Below are 18,359 nucleotides of genomic sequence, written 5' to 3' on the forward strand. Positions count from 1 at the left end.
GGCCCAGTCATAGGACAGCAGAAAAATGGCAAAACGTATTTTCGAAATCTATCGCTACGACCCGGACAAGGATGCGGCACCGCGCATGCAGACGTACGAGCTGGAAATCCAGCACGAGCGCATGCTGCTCGACGCACTGGTGAAGCTCAAGGCGGTCGACGAGACGCTCTCGTTCCGGCGCTCGTGCCGTGAAGGCGTGTGCGGCTCCGATGCGATGAACATCAACGGCAAGAATGGTCTCGCGTGTCTCACGAACTTGAACGATCTGCCGCAAAAGATCGTGCTGCGTCCGCTGCCGGGCCTGCCGGTGGTGCGCGACCTGATCTGCGATTTCACGCAGTTCTTCAACCAGTATCACTCGATCAAGCCGTATTTGATCAACGACACGCCGCCGCCCGAGAAGGAGCGCCTGCAATCGCCCGAGGAACGCGACGAGCTCGATGGGCTCTATGAGTGTATCTTGTGCGCGAGCTGCTCCACGTCCTGCCCGAGCTTCTGGTGGAATCCGGACAAGTTCGTAGGGCCCGCGGGGCTTTTGCAAGCCTATCGCTTTATCGCGGACAGCCGCGATCAGGCAACGGGCGAGCGCCTCGACAACCTGGAAGATCCGTACCGTCTGTTCCGTTGCCATACGATCATGAACTGCGTCGACGTGTGCCCGAAGGGGCTCAACCCGACGAAGGCGATCGGCAAGATCAAGGAACTGATGGTGCGTCGTACGGTTTGAGATGGAAACCTCGCATCAATCCGACCCGCTGCGCCGCGCGCGCCTGCGCTGGCGCGCGCGGCGCGGTTTGCTGGAAAACGATCTCATCTTCGAGCGTTTTTTCAGCCAATACGAGCACAGCCTCAGCGATGACGACGTGGGCGCGCTTACGCGCCTGTTCGAGCTGAGCGATAACGACCTGATGGACTTGCTTCTCGCTCGCAAGGAACCGGAAGGCGAACTTTCCGACCCGGCTGTCGCCCGGGTGCTGGGGCTTTTGCGCGCCGTTTGAGCGTCGCATTTAGGGCGCCGCGCGCGCACGATCGGGAACCGTTCCTACTTCGATTGAGGATGCTATGACTCCGTCAGATGTTAAAGCCACGCTGTCGTTCAGCGACAATTCGCCGAGCGTCGAAATGCCGATTTACAAGGGCACGATGGGCCCGGACGTGATCGACATCCGCAAGCTCTACGGCCAGACCGGCAAATTCACGTATGACCCGGGCTTCATGTCGACGGCGTCGTGCAATTCCGCCATTACGTACATCGACGGCGACAAGGGCGAACTGCTGTACCGCGGGTATCCGATCGACAATCTCGCACAAAACGCGGATTTCATCGAGACCTGTTATCTGCTTCTGAAGGGCGACCTGCCGAACGCGGCGCAAAAGGCCGAGTTCGTGACCACGGTCACGCGCCATACGATGGTGCACGAGCAGATGCAGTTCTTCTTCCGCGGTTTCCGCCGCGACGCGCACCCGATGGCGATTCTCGTGGCCGCGGTGGGCGCACTGTCGGCGTTCTATCACGACTCGCTCGACATCAACAACTCGCACCACCGCGATGTATCGGCGATTCGCATGATCGCGAAGCTGCCGACACTCGTGGCGATGGCGTACAAGTACAGCATCGGCCAACCGTTCGTCTATCCGAAGAACGATCTCTCGTACAGCGCGAACTTCATGCGCATGATGTTCTCGAACCCGTGCGAAGAGTACAAGGTCAACGACGTGCTCGTGCGCGCGCTCGATCGCATTCTGATTCTGCACGCCGATCACGAGCAGAACGCGTCGACCTCGACGGTGCGTCTGGCCGGTTCGTCGGGTGCGAACCCGTTCGCCTGTATCGCAGCCGGTATCGCGTGCCTATGGGGCCCCGCTCACGGTGGCGCGAACGAAGCCGCGCTCACGATGCTCGAGCAGATCGGCTCGCCCGATAACATTCCCGAGTTCATCAAGCAGGTGAAGGACAAGAACTCCGGCGTGAAGCTGATGGGCTTCGGTCACCGCGTCTACAAGAACTACGATCCGCGTGCCAAGCTCATGCGCGAAACCTGTCATGAGGTGCTCGAGGAACTGGGCCTGCATGACGACCCCCTCTTCAAGCTCGCCATGCAACTCGAGAAGATCGCGCTCGAGGACGAATACTTCGTGTCGCGCAAGCTCTACCCGAACGTGGATTTCTATTCGGGTATCGTGCAGCGCGCGCTCGGCATTCCGACGTCGATGTTCACCTGCATCTTCGCAATGGCGCGCACGGTCGGCTGGATCGCGCAATGGAACGAGATGATCTCGGAAGCCGAGCAAAAGATCGGCCGTCCGCGTCAGCTCTTCATCGGCGAAACGCCGCGCGAAGCCAAGCCGCTCTCGCAGCGTTAATCAGCGCTGATCGGCAGAGCGGGTATTCTGCCGCGCCAAACGGCCGCACGGGCCGGTTGGCGCAGCCCCCCGGTGCCCCGATCGCGAGCCCCAGCGTCCTGGGACCTGTACAGCGTGCAGGCCTGGGATTCCGGGGCTTTTTTACGGGCCTGCAAAGAGGCTTTGCCGGCCTTTACCGCCCTTGCTGATGCTCGGCCAGGTCGTGCCCGGCGCCCGGGCTGTCCGGCAACCGGTAGTGCATTTCGTAAAAGAGCATGTCGCCCTTGGCGGGGAGGGTGAACGGCGGGATGGGCGAATTGAAGCCCAGCGTTTCATAGAACGGTCTTGCCGATTCGCGCGCCGTACACCATATAAGTCGGCCGTTTTGCCGCCGCGCATGCTCGAGGCAGAGCTTGATCAAGAGTCTGCCGAATCCGAAACGTTGCAGCTCAGGCTCGACGGCCACCCCTCGGATCCGCCACGAGGCGGTATCCGTATCGCCTGGCCGTGCCTCGCGGCAAACCGAGGCCACCGCTACTATCTGCTCGCATCGATAGACCGCAAGATGCAAGGTTGAATCGTCTCCGTCGCCGCGAAAACGCGAGGCACCCGGGTCACCATCCAATAAAAGCGCTTGCCGCAGAGGCAGCACGTTTTCCACAGGTACCGATCGAATCGAAAAAAGTTCTTTGTTACGCATATATCGGGAAAAGGCCTATCCAGCTGTCCTGCGACGTCACCTACTATGACATAAGCGCATCACATAAATCGATATACTGGCAAAGATATCAGGACCCAATCGTGATGCGTTAGGGTAACCTCCAAGCATTTTCTCGTTCCGCCGTCGTCTCAACTGAGATCTCAGATGAATGCAGAGGCTTATTCCGATACCGAGCTGGCTTATACCGAAGTGCGTGCGCGAATTCTCGATGGCCGCCTCTCGCCGGGGCAGCCGCTTTCGCCGCGTACGCTCGCGCACGAGCTCGCGCTTGGGCATATGCCCGTGCGCTCGGCTATACAGCGCCTCGTCGTGGAGGGGCTCGTGGAGGTCGTTCCGCGAAAGGGGACTTACGTCAAAACGCCGACCACGGACGATTTGCGCGAGATATTCGAGGTGCGCCTCGCGCTGGAGAGCACGGCCGCATTTCTTGCCGCCATGCATGGGCCGACCGAGGGACTGACGAAAGCGGCCCAGCAGTTGCGCCGCCTCGTCGACGAGAAAACTGCCGATTTGATGACGGAACAGCGAATCGGCTGGGTTTTTCATCAAGAATTGTTCGCCGCATCGAAAAACGAGCGTCTGAGCGCCACTTACAAAATGCTTCGTGTGCAGACTGGTCTGGCGTTGAACGAATTGGATCGCGACGATGCGGCGACCGTTCGGCGCGGAACACTCGAGCATTTGAATATCTACACGGCAATCAAGTATGGCGAGCCGGAGGCGGCGCGTCGGCATATGTGGAATCACGTTGTCGACGGCACGGACGCGAGAATCAAACTTATCCGAGGCCAACATGAAAACACAGACTGACAAGAAGATATCGATGCCCGTTCAAATGCTCGCGGGTTTGTTGCTGGGTGTGCTGTGCGGGCTTTATCTGCCCGCGCTCGGGACCAAACTCTCGTTTCTTTCGACCATTTTTGCGCATGCGATCAAAATGGTCGTCATGCCGCTGATTCTGTTGTCTGTGACGGTAGGTGCCTATCGCGCGGCGGCGCAGCGCGCGCAGCTCGGCAAGACGGCGCTCTTCAGCATAGCGTTCTTTCTTGTGGCCACGGCAATCGCGGCTTGTCTCGGCCTCGCGCTGAACATGGCTTTCAGGCCCGGGCTCGGCGCGAGCCTGCACGAGACACAGGCCATGCCGAAGGGATTGGCCGGCAGCATCGACTGGATGCAGTTCGTCGTCGACATCGTGCCGACGAACATCGTTGCCGCGCTGGCGTCAGGTAACGCTATACCGGTGCTCGTGTTTGGCGTGCTGCTCGGTGCGGCATTGTCGGCGGTCGGCCAGCGGGCGGTGCCGATGATCGCGGTGCTCGACTCGATGCTGGCAGCCCTCTTCAAGATGACCGAATGGATCATCGCTTTTTCGCCGCTCGCGATTTTCGCGGCGCTGGCCGGGCTGCTCGCATCGAAGGGTTTGGCGGCGCTCGTGCCGCTCATGAAGCTGTTGGGCGTGGCTTATCTGGGCATGGCGGTGCTCGCGCTGCTGCTGACGGTCGTGCTGAAAGCCGCGGGGCGCTCGCCGATCGCAGTGGTGAAGCAGGTCAGCGAGCCGCTGATCCTCGCGTTTACGACGCGCTCGTCCGAGATCACCTTTCCGCTGCATCTGAAGAAGCTGACGGAAATGGGCGTGCCGCGACCTGTCGCCTCGACGATTCTTCCGCTGTCGTACATCTTCAATCGCGACGGCGCGGTGCTTTATACGGCGCTTGCAATCGGTTATCTGGCGGATGCCTACCATGTGGTGTGGACGTGGCCGCTGCTCGTCACGATCGCCGTGCTGACGATCATCACGATCGACGGGGCCGCCAACGTACCGTCGGGTGCCGTCGTGGCGATGACCGTCATTCTTTCGGCGATCGGCTTGCCGGTGGAGGCCGTGCTGTTGATTCTCGGCGTCGACGCATTCTTCGACATGGGACGCACGGCGCTGAACGTCTATGCGAGCACGGTGGCGACGAGCGTGGCGATGCGCGTGGCCGGCGACAGCTATGGCGACGCCGGCGCGTCGGGCGCCGACGATGCGGACGACGTCTTCAAGCCTTTGGGCAGCGGCGCTTGAGCGGCGCCGTTGCCGCGCCGCATTCGATTTCACCCTCGAGGCACGGGCGCTTCATGCCGTGTCCCGCCTGCACACACCCTCAGTCCTCGGATGCAGGCGGCTTGGCCACGCCTTTTTGCTCTATAAGGCGTGGCGCTATTTTTTCCATGCGCTCGACGACGCTTTGCGTTCGGCGAGTGCCCGGCCGTATCGGCGGCCGCCCATGATCCGAGCCCGGGTTGCCCCGGGCGCTCCTCCCAGGTTCGCGGCGGCCCGGCCGGGGCGGTGTGCGCGTCGCGCTGCCGCTCGTTTCCGGTCAGAATGATTTGATGACTGGCGACATCGCTTCGCGTACGAACCCGAGCAGCGCCTCGTTCGCCCACGTGCCGGCCATGAGTTCAGGCTCGCTTTGCAGCGCCTGCCGAAACTTGAGCTGCGTCTTCGGATCGTCGCCCGCGTAACTTTGGAACAGGGCAAGCCAGCGGCGGGCAAGTTCGCGCCCCTCTGGTGACGCGGGTGTGATGCCCGCGTCGATGGCGTCGCGCACGTCGGCCATCAACCGCGGCCACTCCATGGCACCCTTGCCGTAGTTCTCGCGCATGAACCGGATCTCGTCCGGAGACAGGTACTTCTCGTAGATCCGCATTTTCGTTTCGGAGAACGCCCGGAGCACATAGTCCCGCAATGCGGTGGAAATGCCCATGTGTGCTTGCAGGGAGGGCTCTTTTTCGTGCATGAGGTTCAGCTTCGCCAGCAGGCGCGGGTCGCCGTTCGTATCGCGCACGAGCAGGGTCATCCAGCGGACGGCGAGTTCGCGCGCCTTTTCGCTTTCGGCCGGTACGCCGCTTTGCATCAGCGCGCGGACTTGGGCCACCAGTTCGGTCCATTCCTGCGGTGGCGTTTGCGCGTTGCGGTACATGGGCAAGCGGGCGAGTTCGTCCTCGGAAAAATACTTGTCGTACATGGTCATCAACTCCAATGTGGCGAGCCAATCGGTCAGCTCCGGCTCTCCGCCGTCCAGCAGCGTGCCGTGCAAATGCACGAGGCGATCGCGTAGCCGCGAGGCCTGGTCGATCTGCCGATCGAGCATCGCGATCTGCCGTGCGACGATGGGGGCGAGCGGGGTGTCGGGCTGGGCTAGATAGGCGCCGACTTCGGCGAGCGAAAGACCGAAACGACGCAGTGCCTGGATTCGGTGCAGGCGGGCAATGTCATGCCGGTCGTAGAGTCGGTATCCGTTGTCGGCGCGCGCCGAGGGCGTCAGCAGGCCGATTGCGTCGTAGTGGTGCAGCGTGCGGACCGTCAGTCCGCTGCGCTTTGCCAGTTCTCCCACTTTCAACAGCATTCGAGCCTCCCCTTCAAGTGCGCGCCATGAAGGTTGGGACCTTACGCCACGTGAGGGTCAAGCGGAAGGCGGGATGTTTCGGGGCGGGTCCATGTCCTGTGCCCGGGCCAAGTGCCCTTGTCCATGACTCCGAGCGCAAACGAATCGGAACACGCCGCTCCCCGCGAGCGCATTCCGATCATCGGTTTGTGCGCCGCGAGGGATCAAATCGGCGACGTCGGCACGACCGTGCTCAACGCTTTGAACGCCGAACTGCAATCGACCGCGGTACCGGACCCCGGCGTTCCCGTCACCGTCACGCCCGTGCTCGAGGAAGAGACGATCGACGAAGCGAAACTGACGGGCCCCGGGCCGAACGTGAAATGCGTGGCGGCTGGTTGCGTCGTTGGCCCGCCATTATGGCCCGCGGCGAACTTGGGTTGGGCATTGTCGAACACCACGTTGTCGAGCGTGATGACGAGCGGGTTGTTCTGGCCGTTGATCGTATAGCCGACGAACGTCGCATCGCCGCCGCCGTACTTGCTGCTGCCGAGGTAATGCAAGCCGCTCACCTTTACGCTGTTGAAGTTCGGATACAGCGAACCGGTGCTCTTGCTATAGAACGGATCGAACGTGAGCGGGTGGCTGATGTTGCGCATGCACACCTGATTGTAGGTGACGTTCGAAACCGTACCCCCACGCGACGCATCGGACTTGATCCGCAGGCCGCCGCTCGTGCCGCTGTCATAGCCGTCCATGACGAGATCCGTGACGGCGACGTTGCTGACGCCCGCATTGGTCTCGCTGCCAATCGACAGGCCGTGGCCGTAGTAGAAGTGGTTGTGCGCATAGGTATGGTTTTGCGCACCGGCGCCCGAGCTCGATTTCAGCGCGACATGGTCATCGCCCGCGCTGATGAACGAATAGGCCAGCAACACTTTGCTCGAGTAGCCGGTATCGAAGCCGTCGGTGTTCTGGGTCGTATCGGGCGTAAAGCAGGTGGCCGGCGTGACGACGTCGGGCGTCGTGCCGGTCGGGCATTGATAGCCGGCCTTCGTGTAGACGAGGCTCGGCGTCAGAATCTTGATACCCCAGGCCGTCAGGCCAGTGACGCCATAGGCCCAAACGTGGAAGTTCGGCGAATTCTGCAGCGTGATGCCGTGCAAAACGAAATTACTGCCGTTCTGCACTTGAAGGATGCGCGGATTCTGCTGGTTGAGGCCCAGTGTGCGGTTTTGCCACGCCACGTCCCACCAGGTCTTGGTGTTCGCATTCGCGCCGTTCGTGAGCAGGCTGCCGCCACGGCCATCGATCACGCCGCCGCCCACGATGCCGCTGCCGGTCGTCTTGTCTGCAACGATGAGCGGCTTGCACGATTTGTCGTTGGTCTTCGTGGCCGTGCCGCACGTGCCGGCGCCCGTGTCGTAATCCTTGGGGTTGCGCGACGCGAAAAGCGTCACGCCGCTATCGATCCAGAGGGTCACGCCGGACTTCAGTTGAAGCGGGCCGGTAAGAAAGCCCGTTGCGCCCGAGGCGCCGGCGACGAGTTTGACCGCCTGACCGGACGGGCAATTGGCGATGGCACTCTGAATATCCGACGTGTCGGGCTGAGAGCCTGATGGGCTGGCGTCGAGCGAGTCGAGCGACCCGTTGACGGGAACGCGCTTGGCAGTCAGCGTTTTGCAGATCGTCGTGGGCCACGCGGGCTCGGACACTTGCCCCCATTGCGTGGTCACCGGCGCGTCCTCGGCATGCGCGCCCACAACGCCTAACGCTGCCAGCGCCGCGATCAGTGCGTTCGATTTCACCTTCATCGAGTTTTCCCTCGCTTCTTGTTGGGTCGTTATTCAAATATCGGCAATCAGGCATGCCGACAGTCATGTAATCGAAAGGAAGATTGTGTAAAACGTTTGTGACGATTTTAGCCGCGACGGTGTTACGTCCTTTCTGTTATCGATGTAAGGATATTCTTAGTGCTCTGTGAGGATAATCGTCGGAACCGGAGCCATTTTTTCGATTTGAAACGGCGTCGGCTTCAGCTGCGGCGAAGCGAACGCCTTGCAGGCTGGCGGTTTCAGCGAATTAAAAAACCGCTTGTATCGACAGACGCGTTTTGCTGAGGTACGTTTCACCGTATGGCGGAATCGAGTTTGTCGAGGATAATCGGTTCGCGATGGCGATAGCCGAACGTGTTCCGATTCGGCTATCGGGCCACGCTCTATCGACAAAATATTACGAAGTCGCTCGTCATCCGGGCGTACGAGCGGTCGAAGCAAGAGAAGGAAAGGGAATGGCAGCAGGATGCGTTGATGAGGTGCGGACTTACTGGTCCAGTTCCGGAGGTCGTCCCATGCCGCCAACCATGGGACGCCACGGCGCTGAGGCATTAAAGCCGCCACAGCAACTGGCTGCCGCAACACCGGCGGTTGTATTCGTCGATTGCGCGGATGCCGATGCGGCAGCCGAATTGAGGCGCTTCAGAGCCATACACGGCGCCGAGCACTATGCCGTTGCCGTGCTGCGCGAATTCTCGGCGAAGCGGTTCATCGAGCTGATCGGCGACGGTGCGAACGACGGCGCATCGCACGACGAGTTGGCGAACCCCGGCCCCATCATCGAACGGGCACGCGCGCAGACGAGCTTGCTGGCGCTGGCGCGAAACGGTGCGACCGATTTTCGCGGGCTGCAGGGCCATACGGATGGCATGTCGCAACCTGTATTCTTCAAGGATGCGAACGGCGCGTATGCCGGATGCAATCGCGTCTTCGAGCGCTTTTTGGGAATCGACAGGGGCAGCGTCGTCGGCCAAACCGTGTTCGATGTTGCACCGTTCGAGCTCGCGCTCGTTTATCACAAGGCGGATATCGATCTCCTTTCACAAGGGGGCATGCAGAACTACACCACCCACGTACGAAATGGGGATGGCAATCTGCGCCTGGTTCGCTTCTACAAAGGGATCGTGCATGACGGCAACGGGCGCGTTGCCGGGGTCGTCGGGGCGATCCACGACATAGACAATCCCTCGAGCTTCGATGCAGCGCGTATCGAGATCGACGAGATCACCCACTACGTGTCGAACGATGCTGGCAGGCGTGGCCGCTTTCCGTCGTCAGCCGACGAGGACCGGCGGTTGCTCGACCGGGTCATCGCGCGAGACCCGTCGGCCCTCGCGCGCCTGTATCAGGCGTATCGCCGCCGGCTCGCACGTTTTCTGGGCCGGTTTACGTGGAAGGCGGAGCTGATCGATGAGGTCATCAACGATACCTTCCTGATCGTATGGCGGCGAGCGCACGAGTTCCGGGGCGAGGCAAGCATATCGACGTGGATCATCAGCATTGCCTACCGCACGGCACTACACGCGCTGCGCGACGAGCGGCGCTGGGACTTCGAGCCGCTCGAGCGTGTCGATACGATCGTCCAATACTGGCACGATCACGAACTGCCCGATCTTCTTTCGAAGGCACTCGATCTGCTGCCCGAGGAACATCGCCTGGTGATGACGCTGGCCTACGTGCTTGGACATTCGATCGACGAGATCGCCCAGATTACCCGCACCCCGGTGACGACGGTCAAGGCCCGCCTGCACCGGGCGAAGGGCAAACTGCGCCAGACATTGGCGCAGTTCGGCCTCGGCAAATAGGCGGGCATGACAGGCGGATGCGGCCGGCCAGCGTTGTCGGGCTGCGGCACCTGCGGCCGTCTCCAGCAATTTCCGCCGTTCACGGCGTATTCGATGCGAGGCCTAGGGTGCCGCTTTTCCTTTCCGATCCAACCACGTGCTGTAGCGTGCGATCAACGCGCGGTTGTCGAATCGCCAGGGATGAAAGCCTGGCTTGAACCATGCGAACCACTGAGGCAGCATTCTGGTCAGGGGGCCAGGGCTCACGAACTGTTCGCGCAGTAGCCGGAGCCAGCCTTTCCAGTCGGCTGCGGATCCGTCGTGCCTGATCAGCGAGAACGTCATCCGCCACAGAAGCGTCGTAAAGACGAGGGTCACCATCATCATGGCCGAGCACCGTAACAAGTAGCGACGCAAGGGGCCGGGCACGGCTGCGGTGAACACATCGAATGCGACGGCCTTATGCTCGGTTTCCTCCAGCGCATGCCAAAGCCAGATATCGGCCATTTCCGGGGCCGCGTGCTCGAGGCTGCGCGGGTGCCTGAGCAATTGATCCGCAAACATCGCAGTGAAGTGCTCGAGGCATATCGTGATCGCGAGGCGCATGCCGGGAGGGAGATAACGCCGTGCAAAGGCCTGCTGAGCGGCGACGAGGCGCTCGAGCCTGCGAACAGGCGCACCCTGGGCCTCGAGCCAGCGGTTGTAGCGAACATGCTCCCGGCTGTGCAAGGCCTCCTGAGCGACGAATTCCGCGGCATCGCGCGCGAGTGCGGGATTGCCGACGACGCGGCTGCGAAATAGCTGGACCGTTTCGATGAAGGCGCGCTCTCCTTCGGGAAACATGATCGACATCGCATCGTAGAAGCGGGTGCGATGGCACTCGCCACCGAGCCAGTAGCGGGGGATGGACGCGTAGGGGCCGAAGGCAATGTCGCGGCGGCGCAGGCGCGGGATGCGGACCTCGCTCGTCACGTCGTCGCGCACCGGCAGTTTCGTCATTGCGTGCCTCGTTTGTCGCAGGCGAGCGCCCGCCGCCCACGAGCCGGCCGTCGCGCGACGATGGCGGTTGCGATGCCGTGCAGCGGCAAGGCGCCGAGAGCGACGATGCCCAGCGGGTCGCGCAGCCCGAAGCAGAGCGGCATCGTGACGAATGCGGCGCTGCCCACGATCAGCCAGCAGGCGAGCCCCCACGGGCGGTTGTCCGACAGGCCACCCAGCGCGAGGGTGGCGGCGAAGATCAGCGTGAAGAGCACCGCCTGGCCCCACGCCTGCCACGTTCCGTCGCGATGGATGTAATACGCGACTACGGCGAAGAGCAGCAGTCCACCGATGCCGATCAGCACGTCGGGCACGTTGCGGGCCGTTCCTTCCCCGGGGCTCGGGCGCCGCGCAGGCACGCCTGCGCCGATATAGCGCAGGATGGGCGCAACGTTTGCCCAGAACGGATTGGTCGAGGCGGTTGGATGGGCTACGCCGTAGCGCACGGGTACGCCTGGCAATTGCGGCTGAAAAGAGCCGAAAAGCTTGTCCCAGAGCAGAAACGTTCCCCCGAAGTTGCGGTCGCGATATTCGGCGTTCTGGCCGTGATGAACCCGATGATGCGCGGGCGTGACGAACACGCGGTCCAACCATCCGGAGCGGCCGACCATGCTGTTGTGGTTGTAAAACTGCACGGTGTAATGCAGCGTCGATACGGCGACGAAGACGTTCAGCGGCACCCCGGCAACGGCAAGCGGAATCGATGTGAACGGCAACGTGGTGAGCGACGATAACCACGCATTGCGGATACCGAGCGACAAATTGAAGTGCTCGCCCTCGTGATGAACGACGTGTACGCTCCACAGCGCGGCAAACGTGTGGTGCAGCCGGTGCATCCAATAGAAGCCGAGATCCCAGGCAAAGAGGGCGAAACACCACAAGAAGAATGGATGCCACCCGTCGACGAGACGCAGATTGGCATGCGCAAGCACCCAGCCGAAGACGAGGACTTCCACGCCGCGAAGCAGCCACATCAGGATATGTCCCGAGTCGAGATTGAGCACGATGTCGCGCCAGGGTATCGCCCGGCCGCGCCGCGTATACGCAAAATGCGACTCGATGACCACGCATGCCACCATGGCGAGCAGCGGAAGTGCCATCGCGTTCATGGGCCGGTCTCCGGTTCGGGGCGTGGATGGGGGCCTGCGCCTGCTTCGGTGCTCGTTGCCTCGCGCATTGGCGCGCCGGCGGGTGCCGCCAGCAGCCGCATCGCGAGCCATGCCGTGCCGCCGAGCGCGATGCCCGCGCCGAGATCGAGCGCCAGGTGCCGCCGCGCGGCAATGACCGACCACATGATGGCGAGGCCCCATAGCAGCACCAGTATGCTGCGCACGGGTTTCTCGCGTTGCCACAATGCGAGCATGCAAAGCAGCGTCAGTGCGCCGTGTAAGGACGGCAGGCAGTTTTTCGCGGAGTCGGAGCCGGCGAGAAACCGCAACGCCATACCGCTTATCGTGTGCGATGCAACGGCCGGGTAAATCAATGTCGTCGGCCACGACACGAACACGAAACCCGCCAATATCGCCGAGATCTGCATCGCTCGCATTAGCGGCCGCAGTCGTTGCGCCGGTGCACAAAAGTACGCCGCGGGCACCAGCGCGAAAAACGACAGATATAGCCACACGGCCCAAGCGTCGAACGGCACGAGGCGATCGAGCGCGCCTTCTGGCAGGATGCGAGCGTTGCCCGGCGCAATGCGGCCGATCGAATAGAAAATGCCGACGGTGCCCCAGCCCGCCAGCATCGTCCGAAATCGCGTAGCGAACGGCACATGCAAACGCACCTGCATCACGATGCCCCCGCACGCCGGATGATGCGCCGGCGTTTGATGCTGAAATCGGCCGGCGGCAGCCCCGCGTGCAGCGACCATTCCAGCAGCGAAGTCGCGACGCCCTGATGCGCGAGGTACATGTCGAGGTGTTCCCGGTAAGCAGCGAGTCGGTCGGGCGGCGCATCGACATAGAGCGCCAGTTGCATTGCGCCGGTCTGAATGAGGCGGTAGTCCGCGGTAAGCGGCAGAACCTGAGCAAGCGCGCGCGACAGCCCATCGGCGAAAAGATCGATGCGCTGCCCCTCGTGCCCCGGCAGCTTCAGCAAGTCGTCGGAGCGTCCCTCGATCCGCTCGAGCGCCATTTCGTGGCTGCCGCACGGGCAAGGGCTGGCGCGCTTCACGAGAATGTCGTCGAGGCGGTAACGGACGATCGGCTGCGTGTAGCGCGTGAAATCGGTGATGATCGGCACGAACCGATGCGCGTCGAGCCAGTGGGGCTCGACATGGACATGTGCCTCGTTCAGATGCAGCGTTCCGTGAGCGCACGTCGCGCCGAGGAACCCCTCCGTGGCCTGGTAAACCTCGCCGACCGTCCCGAATGCCTGTGCGAGGAGCGTGCGGTCGGAGGGATCGAGCACTTCGGCACCCGAGATGACCTTTCCGGGCGCGATGGCCACGCGGCCGGCGACGCGGTACGCGGCAAGCGCGCCCAATACCTGCGCGGGCCCGACGACGATGGTGGGCGCATACCGTTCGAGACGCGCGAGTTGCCCGTCCAGAGGTTCGAGCAGATCGAAGAATTCGAACGATATCCAGGGACTACGGACCGACGTATAGAGGTTGTTGTTCGCGCGTAGAAACAATGCGACGCGTTCGCCGGCAAACAACCCGCGCGGCAGCAATCGAGCGAGCATGACGCCGGCCCAGATCGCCTGTTCAGTGGGGCTTACCACGAAAACACCGCGCGAGCCCGAAGTCCCCGAGGACAGACCCACGCTGAAGCCGCCGACCGTCGGCGAGAAGTCGCGCGATCGCTCGGCGTCGAGCGCGCAGGCGAGGACGTCGTCGAGGCGCAAGCGCGCGGTGTTGATGGTGTCGAACTTCTCCATCATCAGCGACTTCGTCATGATCGGCCATGCATGCAGCGGCTTGCCGACGAACGGCGAGAAGTAGGGGCTGTGGACGAGCCTCTTTTCGATGAACGTACGCAGGCGGCGCGCTTGATGACGTTCGAGTGCCGCCCGGCTCTCGAAGGCCATGCGCCGGGTCTTCCAGTACGTCCACAGCGTCGTGGCGAGGCGCGTCATAGCGCGCCCTCGTGCGTGAGGCAGATGCGAACGCCGCCCTTCTTGTGCAGCAAGTGGAGCTTGTGGAGCGTGTCGTAGTAGCGGCCGGCGTCGTCCATGATCAGATGGGCAAGCCGGGACGGGCCGATTTGTTCCCGGTAGCTCGTGGGCGACCACGCCGCATCGGAGGCGAGCAGCACCCATCCGTCGCCGGTTTCGACAAACGCGCCAAGGTGCCCGGCGGCATGGCCGGGCAGCTCGACGAGCAGCAGTTCGCCGCCCGAGCCGGGTGCGGCGTACGCCCGCGTGAACGGCTCGAGCTCGGCAGGCAGTTCGACTTCTTCGAACGTTTCGATCGCGGTGACCGAAGCTTCGAAATCAGAAGGAATGAGCGCCGGCACGAACCCTTTGCGCAGTGCGCCGAATCCCCGCAGCGAACGGGTGGTGGCCCAGCCCTGCCCGGACAGCCAGGTCGGCACGCGCCGGAAATCGCGCAGGCCCGCGATATGGTCGCCGTGAAAGTGCGACAGAATGACGGCCGTCAGGTCCTCTTCCCGTATGCCGCGTTGGCGCAATTGCTGTGCGACGGCCGTTGCGGGATCGAAGTGGACGGGCGTCAACCGGCGGTACCAGGCGAACAGGCCGCTGCGCGTGCTGTCGATGAAGTGCGAGGCGTAGCCGGTGTCCCATAGCCAGCGGTTGCGCGCGGTTTCGATCAGATAGGCGCGCGCGGGAAAGCGACACGTGGCCGTTCCCGCGCCCCTGAGCGCCATGCACGCCATGTGCGTGCAGTACCCCGCTTCAAAGACCGTAATCGTCGCCATGCGATCGCACCCAATGCACGGTTGATTCGATCCCTCGAGCGAGGGAGACGACGGGCCGGTAGCCGAGCATGCGGCTGGCTTTGTCGATGTCGAGCGTCATATCGAAATGCAAGGCGGCGACGCTATAGCGCGTGAGTGCGGGCTCGCGGCCGCTGTGGGCCGACCATGCCTGCATCGCGCGCGCGGCGACGTCGAGCAGGGGATACGGCAGCGAGGCAATCGTGTACCGAACGTCCAAGCGGGAGAGAAGGGCGTCGAGCATCGCGCGCAGCGTGGTCGGCTCGCCGTTCGTCACGTTGAAGGCTTCGCCCGATTTGAAGCCGTCAACCGTCGTTGCGAGCTGCATCGCATGCACGACGTTGTCCACGTAAGTAAGGTCGAGCAGAGCGGCGCCCCCACGCGGCAGCGGCAGCCGGCCCCCGCGCTCGCGGAGCAGTCGCAGGATGCGCGGCAGCAGCACGCGGTCATGCGGCCCGAAGATGCCGCGCGGCCGGAGCAACGCGAAGGTCGTATCGCGGTGGCGGGCGGCGATCTCGAGAATCGCATCTTCTGCCTGCGCCTTGGTGCGCGCGTAATGATTGACGAATTGCCGAGGGCGAAATGTCTCCTTTACGCCGAGCCGGTGCTGGTAGTCGAAGTAGAGCGATGGCGTGGAGATGTGGATGAAGCGGCGCACGCCGTGCTGAGCCGCCGCGCGGGCGAGCGCGGCCGTGGCGGCGACGTTCGCGGCATGGAAATCCGCGAACTTCCCCCACGGCGAGGACAGCGCCGCACAGTGCCAGACCGTATCGACATCGGCCAAAAGGCGCTCGATTTCGCTTTCGGTGGCCGTGGACAAGTCGGCGGGGACGAAATCGTACCCTTGCGCCGCGAGCGCATCGCCCACACAGCGATTGCGCCCGGTCAACCGCGCAGGCGTGCCGCGGGAGGCAAGAAATGCGGCCGCGTTCCGGCCGAGGCCGCTGGTCGCGCCGGTCACGAGCGTTTTCATAGCTTGAGAATCATGCCCCCAACGGTCAGGCCGGCCGCCGTCCCGATCATCATCAGACGCTGTCCTGCCCGCGCACGGCCGGTCGTGAGCGCCTCGTGCAAGGCGGTCGGAATGGATGCGGCAACCTGATTGCCATGCGTGGCATAGATATCGACGATTCGCTCCGACGGCACGCGCAGCCGCTCCGCCATATGACGCATGCCGAGGTGGCTCGCCTGGTGGGGGACGATCGTGTCCACGTCGCCGAGCGAGACGCCCGCCTCCTCGAGCAGCTCGGCGAGCAGACCGTCGATGACGCTCGCCGCCAACTTGAATACGCGCTTGCCGTCCATATGAAAAAGAAAGTCGGACGGATCCACGCCGACTCGCGGATTACGGCGTGTGCCGCCGGCCCGGATTTCGCAGAATGCCTTGCCTTCGGGGTACGTTCTGAGCGCGTAGCTTTCGATGCCGCGTTGACCGTCGCCACGTTCGACGATCACGGCTGCCGCGCCGTCGCCGAAGATCAGGGACGCTTCGGCGCTGTCCCAGTCGATGCCGCGCGACGCGAGATCCGATGCAACGACGGCGATTCGCCGGTACGCCGACGTATTCAGTAACCCCGCCGCGACGTGCAGCGCGACGGGAAAACTGAGGCAGCTCGCGTTGACGTCGAACCCCGGCACGCCGCCGCCGATGCCTGCCTGGTCGAGGATGTGGCAGGCGGTGGCCGGGAGCGCTTGTTCCTGGACGCCCGACGCCGAAAGCACCAGATCGATCGATTCGCGCTCGACGCCGGCTCGCGAGAGCGCGTCGAGCAGCGCACGCGCGGCCAGGGACGATTGCGTCTCTTCATGCGTCGCATGATATCGATGGACGATACCGGAGCGCTTTTGTACCGAGCCCGCGGATTTGCGTAAAGCAATGTCGAGTTCGGCCGACGTCACCTTGCGTTCGGGGAGGGCCTTCCCCGATCCGATGATCGCAAGCGGAAGGATGGCGGGTGGCGCTGCGTTATGCATGCGGATGATCGGGCCTCGCGCCCATCGATTTCAGGAAGCGCTGCTGTGCTCGGAGCAATTCGCCATAGCGCAGGCAGCGATAGGGCAAACCATGGCGCGCGGCAAGGTGCTCGACGATCTCTGCGAGTGCCGCATAGTGACGATGGCTGTACGACGGAAAGAGGTGATGAGTCAGATGATGATTCAGCCCGCCAAGCCAATGGCTCGCGAAGCGCCAACCGGGCGACCAGTCGCAGCAGGTCAGGAATGCATGCTCGTCGCGCGTATGCGGCAAAGGGTTGCCGTCGCTCACGTCGTAGAAATGGGTATCGGCCCAATGCGTGCCGAGAATCAAGGTCAGCAAGACGCAAGATGCCACGATCTGGCCCAGCACATAAGCTGCGACGACGGCGCCATGGCCTATGTCGGGGCCGAGCGTGGCCAAAGGAAAGATCAGGAAGGCGCCGAGGTGAAAGAGCTTCGACGCCACGAACAGGGTCCATCCGCGCACCCCGGGCAAAAGGCGATCCGAAGCCAGCGGTGTTGTGCCGAGCCGGTCCGACCAGTCGTAGACCCAGCCGATGTACGACATCGACAGCCCCGCGATCAGCGGCCAGTAAAGATGCTGGAAGCGGAATTGCGGATACCACTGCTGAAACGGCGTCTGGCGCAAGAAACGATTAGCGGCCGTATCGAGATCGTGATGCTCGATATTTGCATGAGGGTGGTGATAACGGACATGCCGCGCCTGCCAATAGACGGGCTCGAAGCCAAGCGGCAGGCTGACGATGCGCATCGTTATCGCGTTGAGTGCCGCAGACCGGAAAAGCGCGCCATGGGAGGCATCGTGCAGCGTATTGACCGAGAGCATGACCGCCGCGACGACGGCTGCGACGTACAGGCAGACGAACGTCATCGCGTTTGCGCACTGCAGCGAAGCGTAGAACAAGCCGCCCGACGCAGCCGCGAGTGCGACCGCCTTGAGCACCGTCGCCACGTTGCCATAGCGGTAATCGCCATGACCGGCGAGGTATTCGCGGCCCGCGGCGCGAAGTTCTTCGGAAAACCCCGAGTGGTGCGCGGCGCGGAATTGCGGGTACGTGCGTGGTCCTCGTCCCAATCGGCCGCTCTCCGAATTACTGCAATCGGCTCGAAGCTCGGGTGGCATTCAGTGTCACCTCGAACGGAACAGCATTATGTGGCGGAGGAACATCAACGATTGTTAATCTCGAAAATAAGTTTAACGATGAGGGAGCCGCATAATCATTGATTTTTTCTACATTGTCAATTTGCAGCACGGCAATGCAGATGGCGAAGGTTTATCCCGATATTCGAGCCGGCGCCGGCGTATAGCCGGATCGCGCGAGTGGCTATCGATCTCAATCGGGAATGAGCGGAGCGGTAAGTCACCGCGGCGG

The 18,359-nt window shown here is 62.8% G+C and carries 17 protein-coding genes; 6 read left to right on the forward strand and 11 right to left on the reverse strand.

The genetic code is table 11. The features are described 5' to 3' along the window. The first annotated feature begins 25 nt into the window (after positions 1–25). From U0034_RS26895 to gltA, 3 genes are all read left to right on the forward strand, one after another. Complete coding sequence (locus U0034_RS26895) at positions 26–727, forward strand: succinate dehydrogenase iron-sulfur subunit (RefSeq protein ID WP_085227644.1); 702 nt, start codon at positions 26–28, stop codon at positions 725–727. Position 728: 1 nt separating this feature from the next. Further along, on the forward strand, positions 729–998 hold the full coding sequence (locus tag U0034_RS26900) for an FAD assembly factor SdhE (protein WP_085227643.1): 270 nt from the start codon (positions 729–731) through the stop codon (positions 996–998). 64 nt (positions 999–1,062) lie between these two features. Continuing rightward, positions 1,063–2,364 carry a citrate synthase gene (gltA, locus tag U0034_RS26905; RefSeq protein ID WP_085227642.1) on the forward strand — a complete coding sequence of 434 codons (1,302 nt, stop codon included), beginning with the start codon at positions 1,063–1,065 and terminating at the stop codon, positions 2,362–2,364. Positions 2,365–2,536: 172 nt separating this feature from the next. Here the strand turns inward: gltA and U0034_RS26910 are convergent, their stop codons facing one another. Continuing rightward, on the reverse strand, positions 2,537–3,043 hold the full coding sequence (locus U0034_RS26910) for a GNAT family N-acetyltransferase (RefSeq protein WP_085227641.1): 507 nt from the start codon (positions 3,041–3,043) through the stop codon (positions 2,537–2,539). 165 nt (positions 3,044–3,208) lie between these two features. On the opposite strand from U0034_RS26910, the gene U0034_RS26915 reads away from it, so the two are divergent. Beyond that, on the forward strand, positions 3,209–3,874 hold the full coding sequence (locus U0034_RS26915) for a GntR family transcriptional regulator (protein ID WP_085227640.1): 666 nt from the start codon (positions 3,209–3,211) through the stop codon (positions 3,872–3,874). 13 nt (positions 3,875–3,887) lie between these two features. Beyond that, positions 3,888–5,129 carry a dicarboxylate/amino acid:cation symporter gene (locus U0034_RS26920; protein WP_176072564.1) on the forward strand — a complete coding sequence of 414 codons (1,242 nt, stop codon included), beginning with the start codon at positions 3,888–3,890 and terminating at the stop codon, positions 5,127–5,129. A gap of 295 nt (positions 5,130–5,424) precedes the next feature. On the opposite strand, the gene U0034_RS26925 is transcribed toward U0034_RS26920, so the two are convergent. Beyond that, positions 5,425–6,453: a MerR family transcriptional regulator gene (locus tag U0034_RS26925; protein WP_085227638.1), complete on the reverse strand. Its 1,029-nt coding sequence runs from the start codon at positions 6,451–6,453 to the stop codon at positions 5,425–5,427. A gap of 203 nt (positions 6,454–6,656) precedes the next feature. Further along, the gene (locus U0034_RS26930) at positions 6,657–8,246 is read right to left on the reverse strand and encodes a glycoside hydrolase family 28 protein (RefSeq protein WP_085227637.1); all 1,590 of its coding nucleotides are present in this window, start codon (positions 8,244–8,246) and stop codon (positions 6,657–6,659) included. A gap of 536 nt (positions 8,247–8,782) precedes the next feature. On the opposite strand from U0034_RS26930, the gene U0034_RS26935 reads away from it, so the two are divergent. Beyond that, positions 8,783–10,072: an RNA polymerase sigma factor gene (locus tag U0034_RS26935; protein WP_158243546.1), complete on the forward strand. Its 1,290-nt coding sequence runs from the start codon at positions 8,783–8,785 to the stop codon at positions 10,070–10,072. A 102-nt stretch (positions 10,073–10,174) separates the two neighbouring features. Here U0034_RS26935 and U0034_RS26940 read toward each other — a convergent pair whose 3' ends face one another. The 8 genes from U0034_RS26940 to U0034_RS26975 are packed head-to-tail and all read right to left on the reverse strand — an operon-like array spanning position 10,175 to position 18,061. Next, positions 10,175–11,050, reverse strand: coding sequence for a metal-dependent hydrolase (locus U0034_RS26940; protein WP_085227635.1), 876 nt, complete (start codon positions 11,048–11,050; stop codon positions 10,175–10,177). Beyond that, the gene (locus tag U0034_RS26945) at positions 11,047–12,198 is read right to left on the reverse strand and encodes a sterol desaturase family protein (RefSeq protein ID WP_085227634.1); all 1,152 of its coding nucleotides are present in this window, start codon (positions 12,196–12,198) and stop codon (positions 11,047–11,049) included. Before U0034_RS26945 ends, U0034_RS26940 begins: the two co-directional genes overlap by 4 nt. Then, positions 12,195–12,833 carry a phosphatase PAP2 family protein gene (locus U0034_RS26950; RefSeq protein ID WP_085227706.1) on the reverse strand — a complete coding sequence of 213 codons (639 nt, stop codon included), beginning with the start codon at positions 12,831–12,833 and terminating at the stop codon, positions 12,195–12,197. The genes U0034_RS26945 and U0034_RS26950 overlap by 4 nt, the downstream gene beginning before the upstream one ends. 44 nt (positions 12,834–12,877) lie before the next feature. Beyond that, on the reverse strand, positions 12,878–14,167 hold the full coding sequence (locus U0034_RS26955; RefSeq protein WP_085227633.1) for a F390 synthetase-related protein: 1,290 nt from the start codon (positions 14,165–14,167) through the stop codon (positions 12,878–12,880). Beyond that, positions 14,164–14,970, reverse strand: coding sequence for an MBL fold metallo-hydrolase (locus tag U0034_RS26960; protein ID WP_085227632.1), 807 nt, complete (start codon positions 14,968–14,970; stop codon positions 14,164–14,166). Before U0034_RS26960 ends, U0034_RS26955 begins: the two co-directional genes overlap by 4 nt. Next, positions 14,948–15,961, reverse strand: coding sequence for an NAD-dependent epimerase/dehydratase family protein (locus tag U0034_RS26965; protein WP_085227631.1), 1,014 nt, complete (start codon positions 15,959–15,961; stop codon positions 14,948–14,950). The genes U0034_RS26960 and U0034_RS26965 overlap by 23 nt, the downstream gene beginning before the upstream one ends. Next, on the reverse strand, positions 15,958–16,962 hold the full coding sequence (locus U0034_RS26970; protein WP_085227630.1) for a 3-oxoacyl-[acyl-carrier-protein] synthase III C-terminal domain-containing protein: 1,005 nt from the start codon (positions 16,960–16,962) through the stop codon (positions 15,958–15,960). Before U0034_RS26970 ends, U0034_RS26965 begins: the two co-directional genes overlap by 4 nt. Next, on the reverse strand, positions 16,955–18,061 hold the full coding sequence (locus U0034_RS26975; protein ID WP_233211991.1) for a fatty acid desaturase family protein: 1,107 nt from the start codon (positions 18,059–18,061) through the stop codon (positions 16,955–16,957). Before U0034_RS26975 ends, U0034_RS26970 begins: the two co-directional genes overlap by 8 nt. Positions 18,062–18,359 lie beyond the last annotated feature (298 nt).

Source organism: Trinickia caryophylli, assembly GCF_034424545.1.
GTDB lineage: Bacteria > Pseudomonadota > Gammaproteobacteria > Burkholderiales > Burkholderiaceae > Trinickia > Trinickia caryophylli.

Excerpts from the sequence above, each read along its gene's own strand:
- U0034_RS26930 (WP_085227637.1), bottom strand. The coding sequence starts at position 8,246 with ATGAAGGTGAAATCGAACGCACTGATCGCGGCGCTGGCAGCGTTAGGC.
- U0034_RS26945 (WP_085227634.1), bottom strand. The coding sequence starts at position 12,198 with ATGAACGCGATGGCACTTCCGCTGCTCGCCATGGTGGCATGCGTGGTC.
- U0034_RS26950 (WP_085227706.1), bottom strand. The coding sequence starts at position 12,833 with ATGCTGGCGGGCTGGGGCACCGTCGGCATTTTCTATTCGATCGGCCGC.
- U0034_RS26915 (WP_085227640.1), top strand. The coding sequence starts at position 3,209 with ATGAATGCAGAGGCTTATTCCGATACCGAGCTGGCTTATACCGAAGTG.
- U0034_RS26925 (WP_085227638.1), bottom strand. The coding sequence starts at position 6,453 with ATGCTGTTGAAAGTGGGAGAACTGGCAAAGCGCAGCGGACTGACGGTC.
- U0034_RS26910 (WP_085227641.1), bottom strand. The coding sequence starts at position 3,043 with ATGCGTAACAAAGAACTTTTTTCGATTCGATCGGTACCTGTGGAAAAC.
- U0034_RS26965 (WP_085227631.1), bottom strand. The coding sequence starts at position 15,961 with ATGAAAACGCTCGTGACCGGCGCGACCAGCGGCCTCGGCCGGAACGCG.
- U0034_RS26920 (WP_176072564.1), top strand. The coding sequence starts at position 3,888 with ATGCCCGTTCAAATGCTCGCGGGTTTGTTGCTGGGTGTGCTGTGCGGG.
- U0034_RS26935 (WP_158243546.1), top strand. The coding sequence starts at position 8,783 with ATGCCGCCAACCATGGGACGCCACGGCGCTGAGGCATTAAAGCCGCCA.
- U0034_RS26960 (WP_085227632.1), bottom strand. The coding sequence starts at position 14,970 with ATGGCGACGATTACGGTCTTTGAAGCGGGGTACTGCACGCACATGGCG.
- U0034_RS26900 (WP_085227643.1), top strand. The coding sequence starts at position 729 with ATGGAAACCTCGCATCAATCCGACCCGCTGCGCCGCGCGCGCCTGCGC.
- U0034_RS26940 (WP_085227635.1), bottom strand. The coding sequence starts at position 11,050 with ATGACGAAACTGCCGGTGCGCGACGACGTGACGAGCGAGGTCCGCATC.
- U0034_RS26895 (WP_085227644.1), top strand. The coding sequence starts at position 26 with ATGGCAAAACGTATTTTCGAAATCTATCGCTACGACCCGGACAAGGAT.
- gltA (WP_085227642.1), top strand. The coding sequence starts at position 1,063 with ATGACTCCGTCAGATGTTAAAGCCACGCTGTCGTTCAGCGACAATTCG.
- U0034_RS26955 (WP_085227633.1), bottom strand. The coding sequence starts at position 14,167 with ATGACGCGCCTCGCCACGACGCTGTGGACGTACTGGAAGACCCGGCGC.
- U0034_RS26970 (WP_085227630.1), bottom strand. The coding sequence starts at position 16,962 with ATGCATAACGCAGCGCCACCCGCCATCCTTCCGCTTGCGATCATCGGA.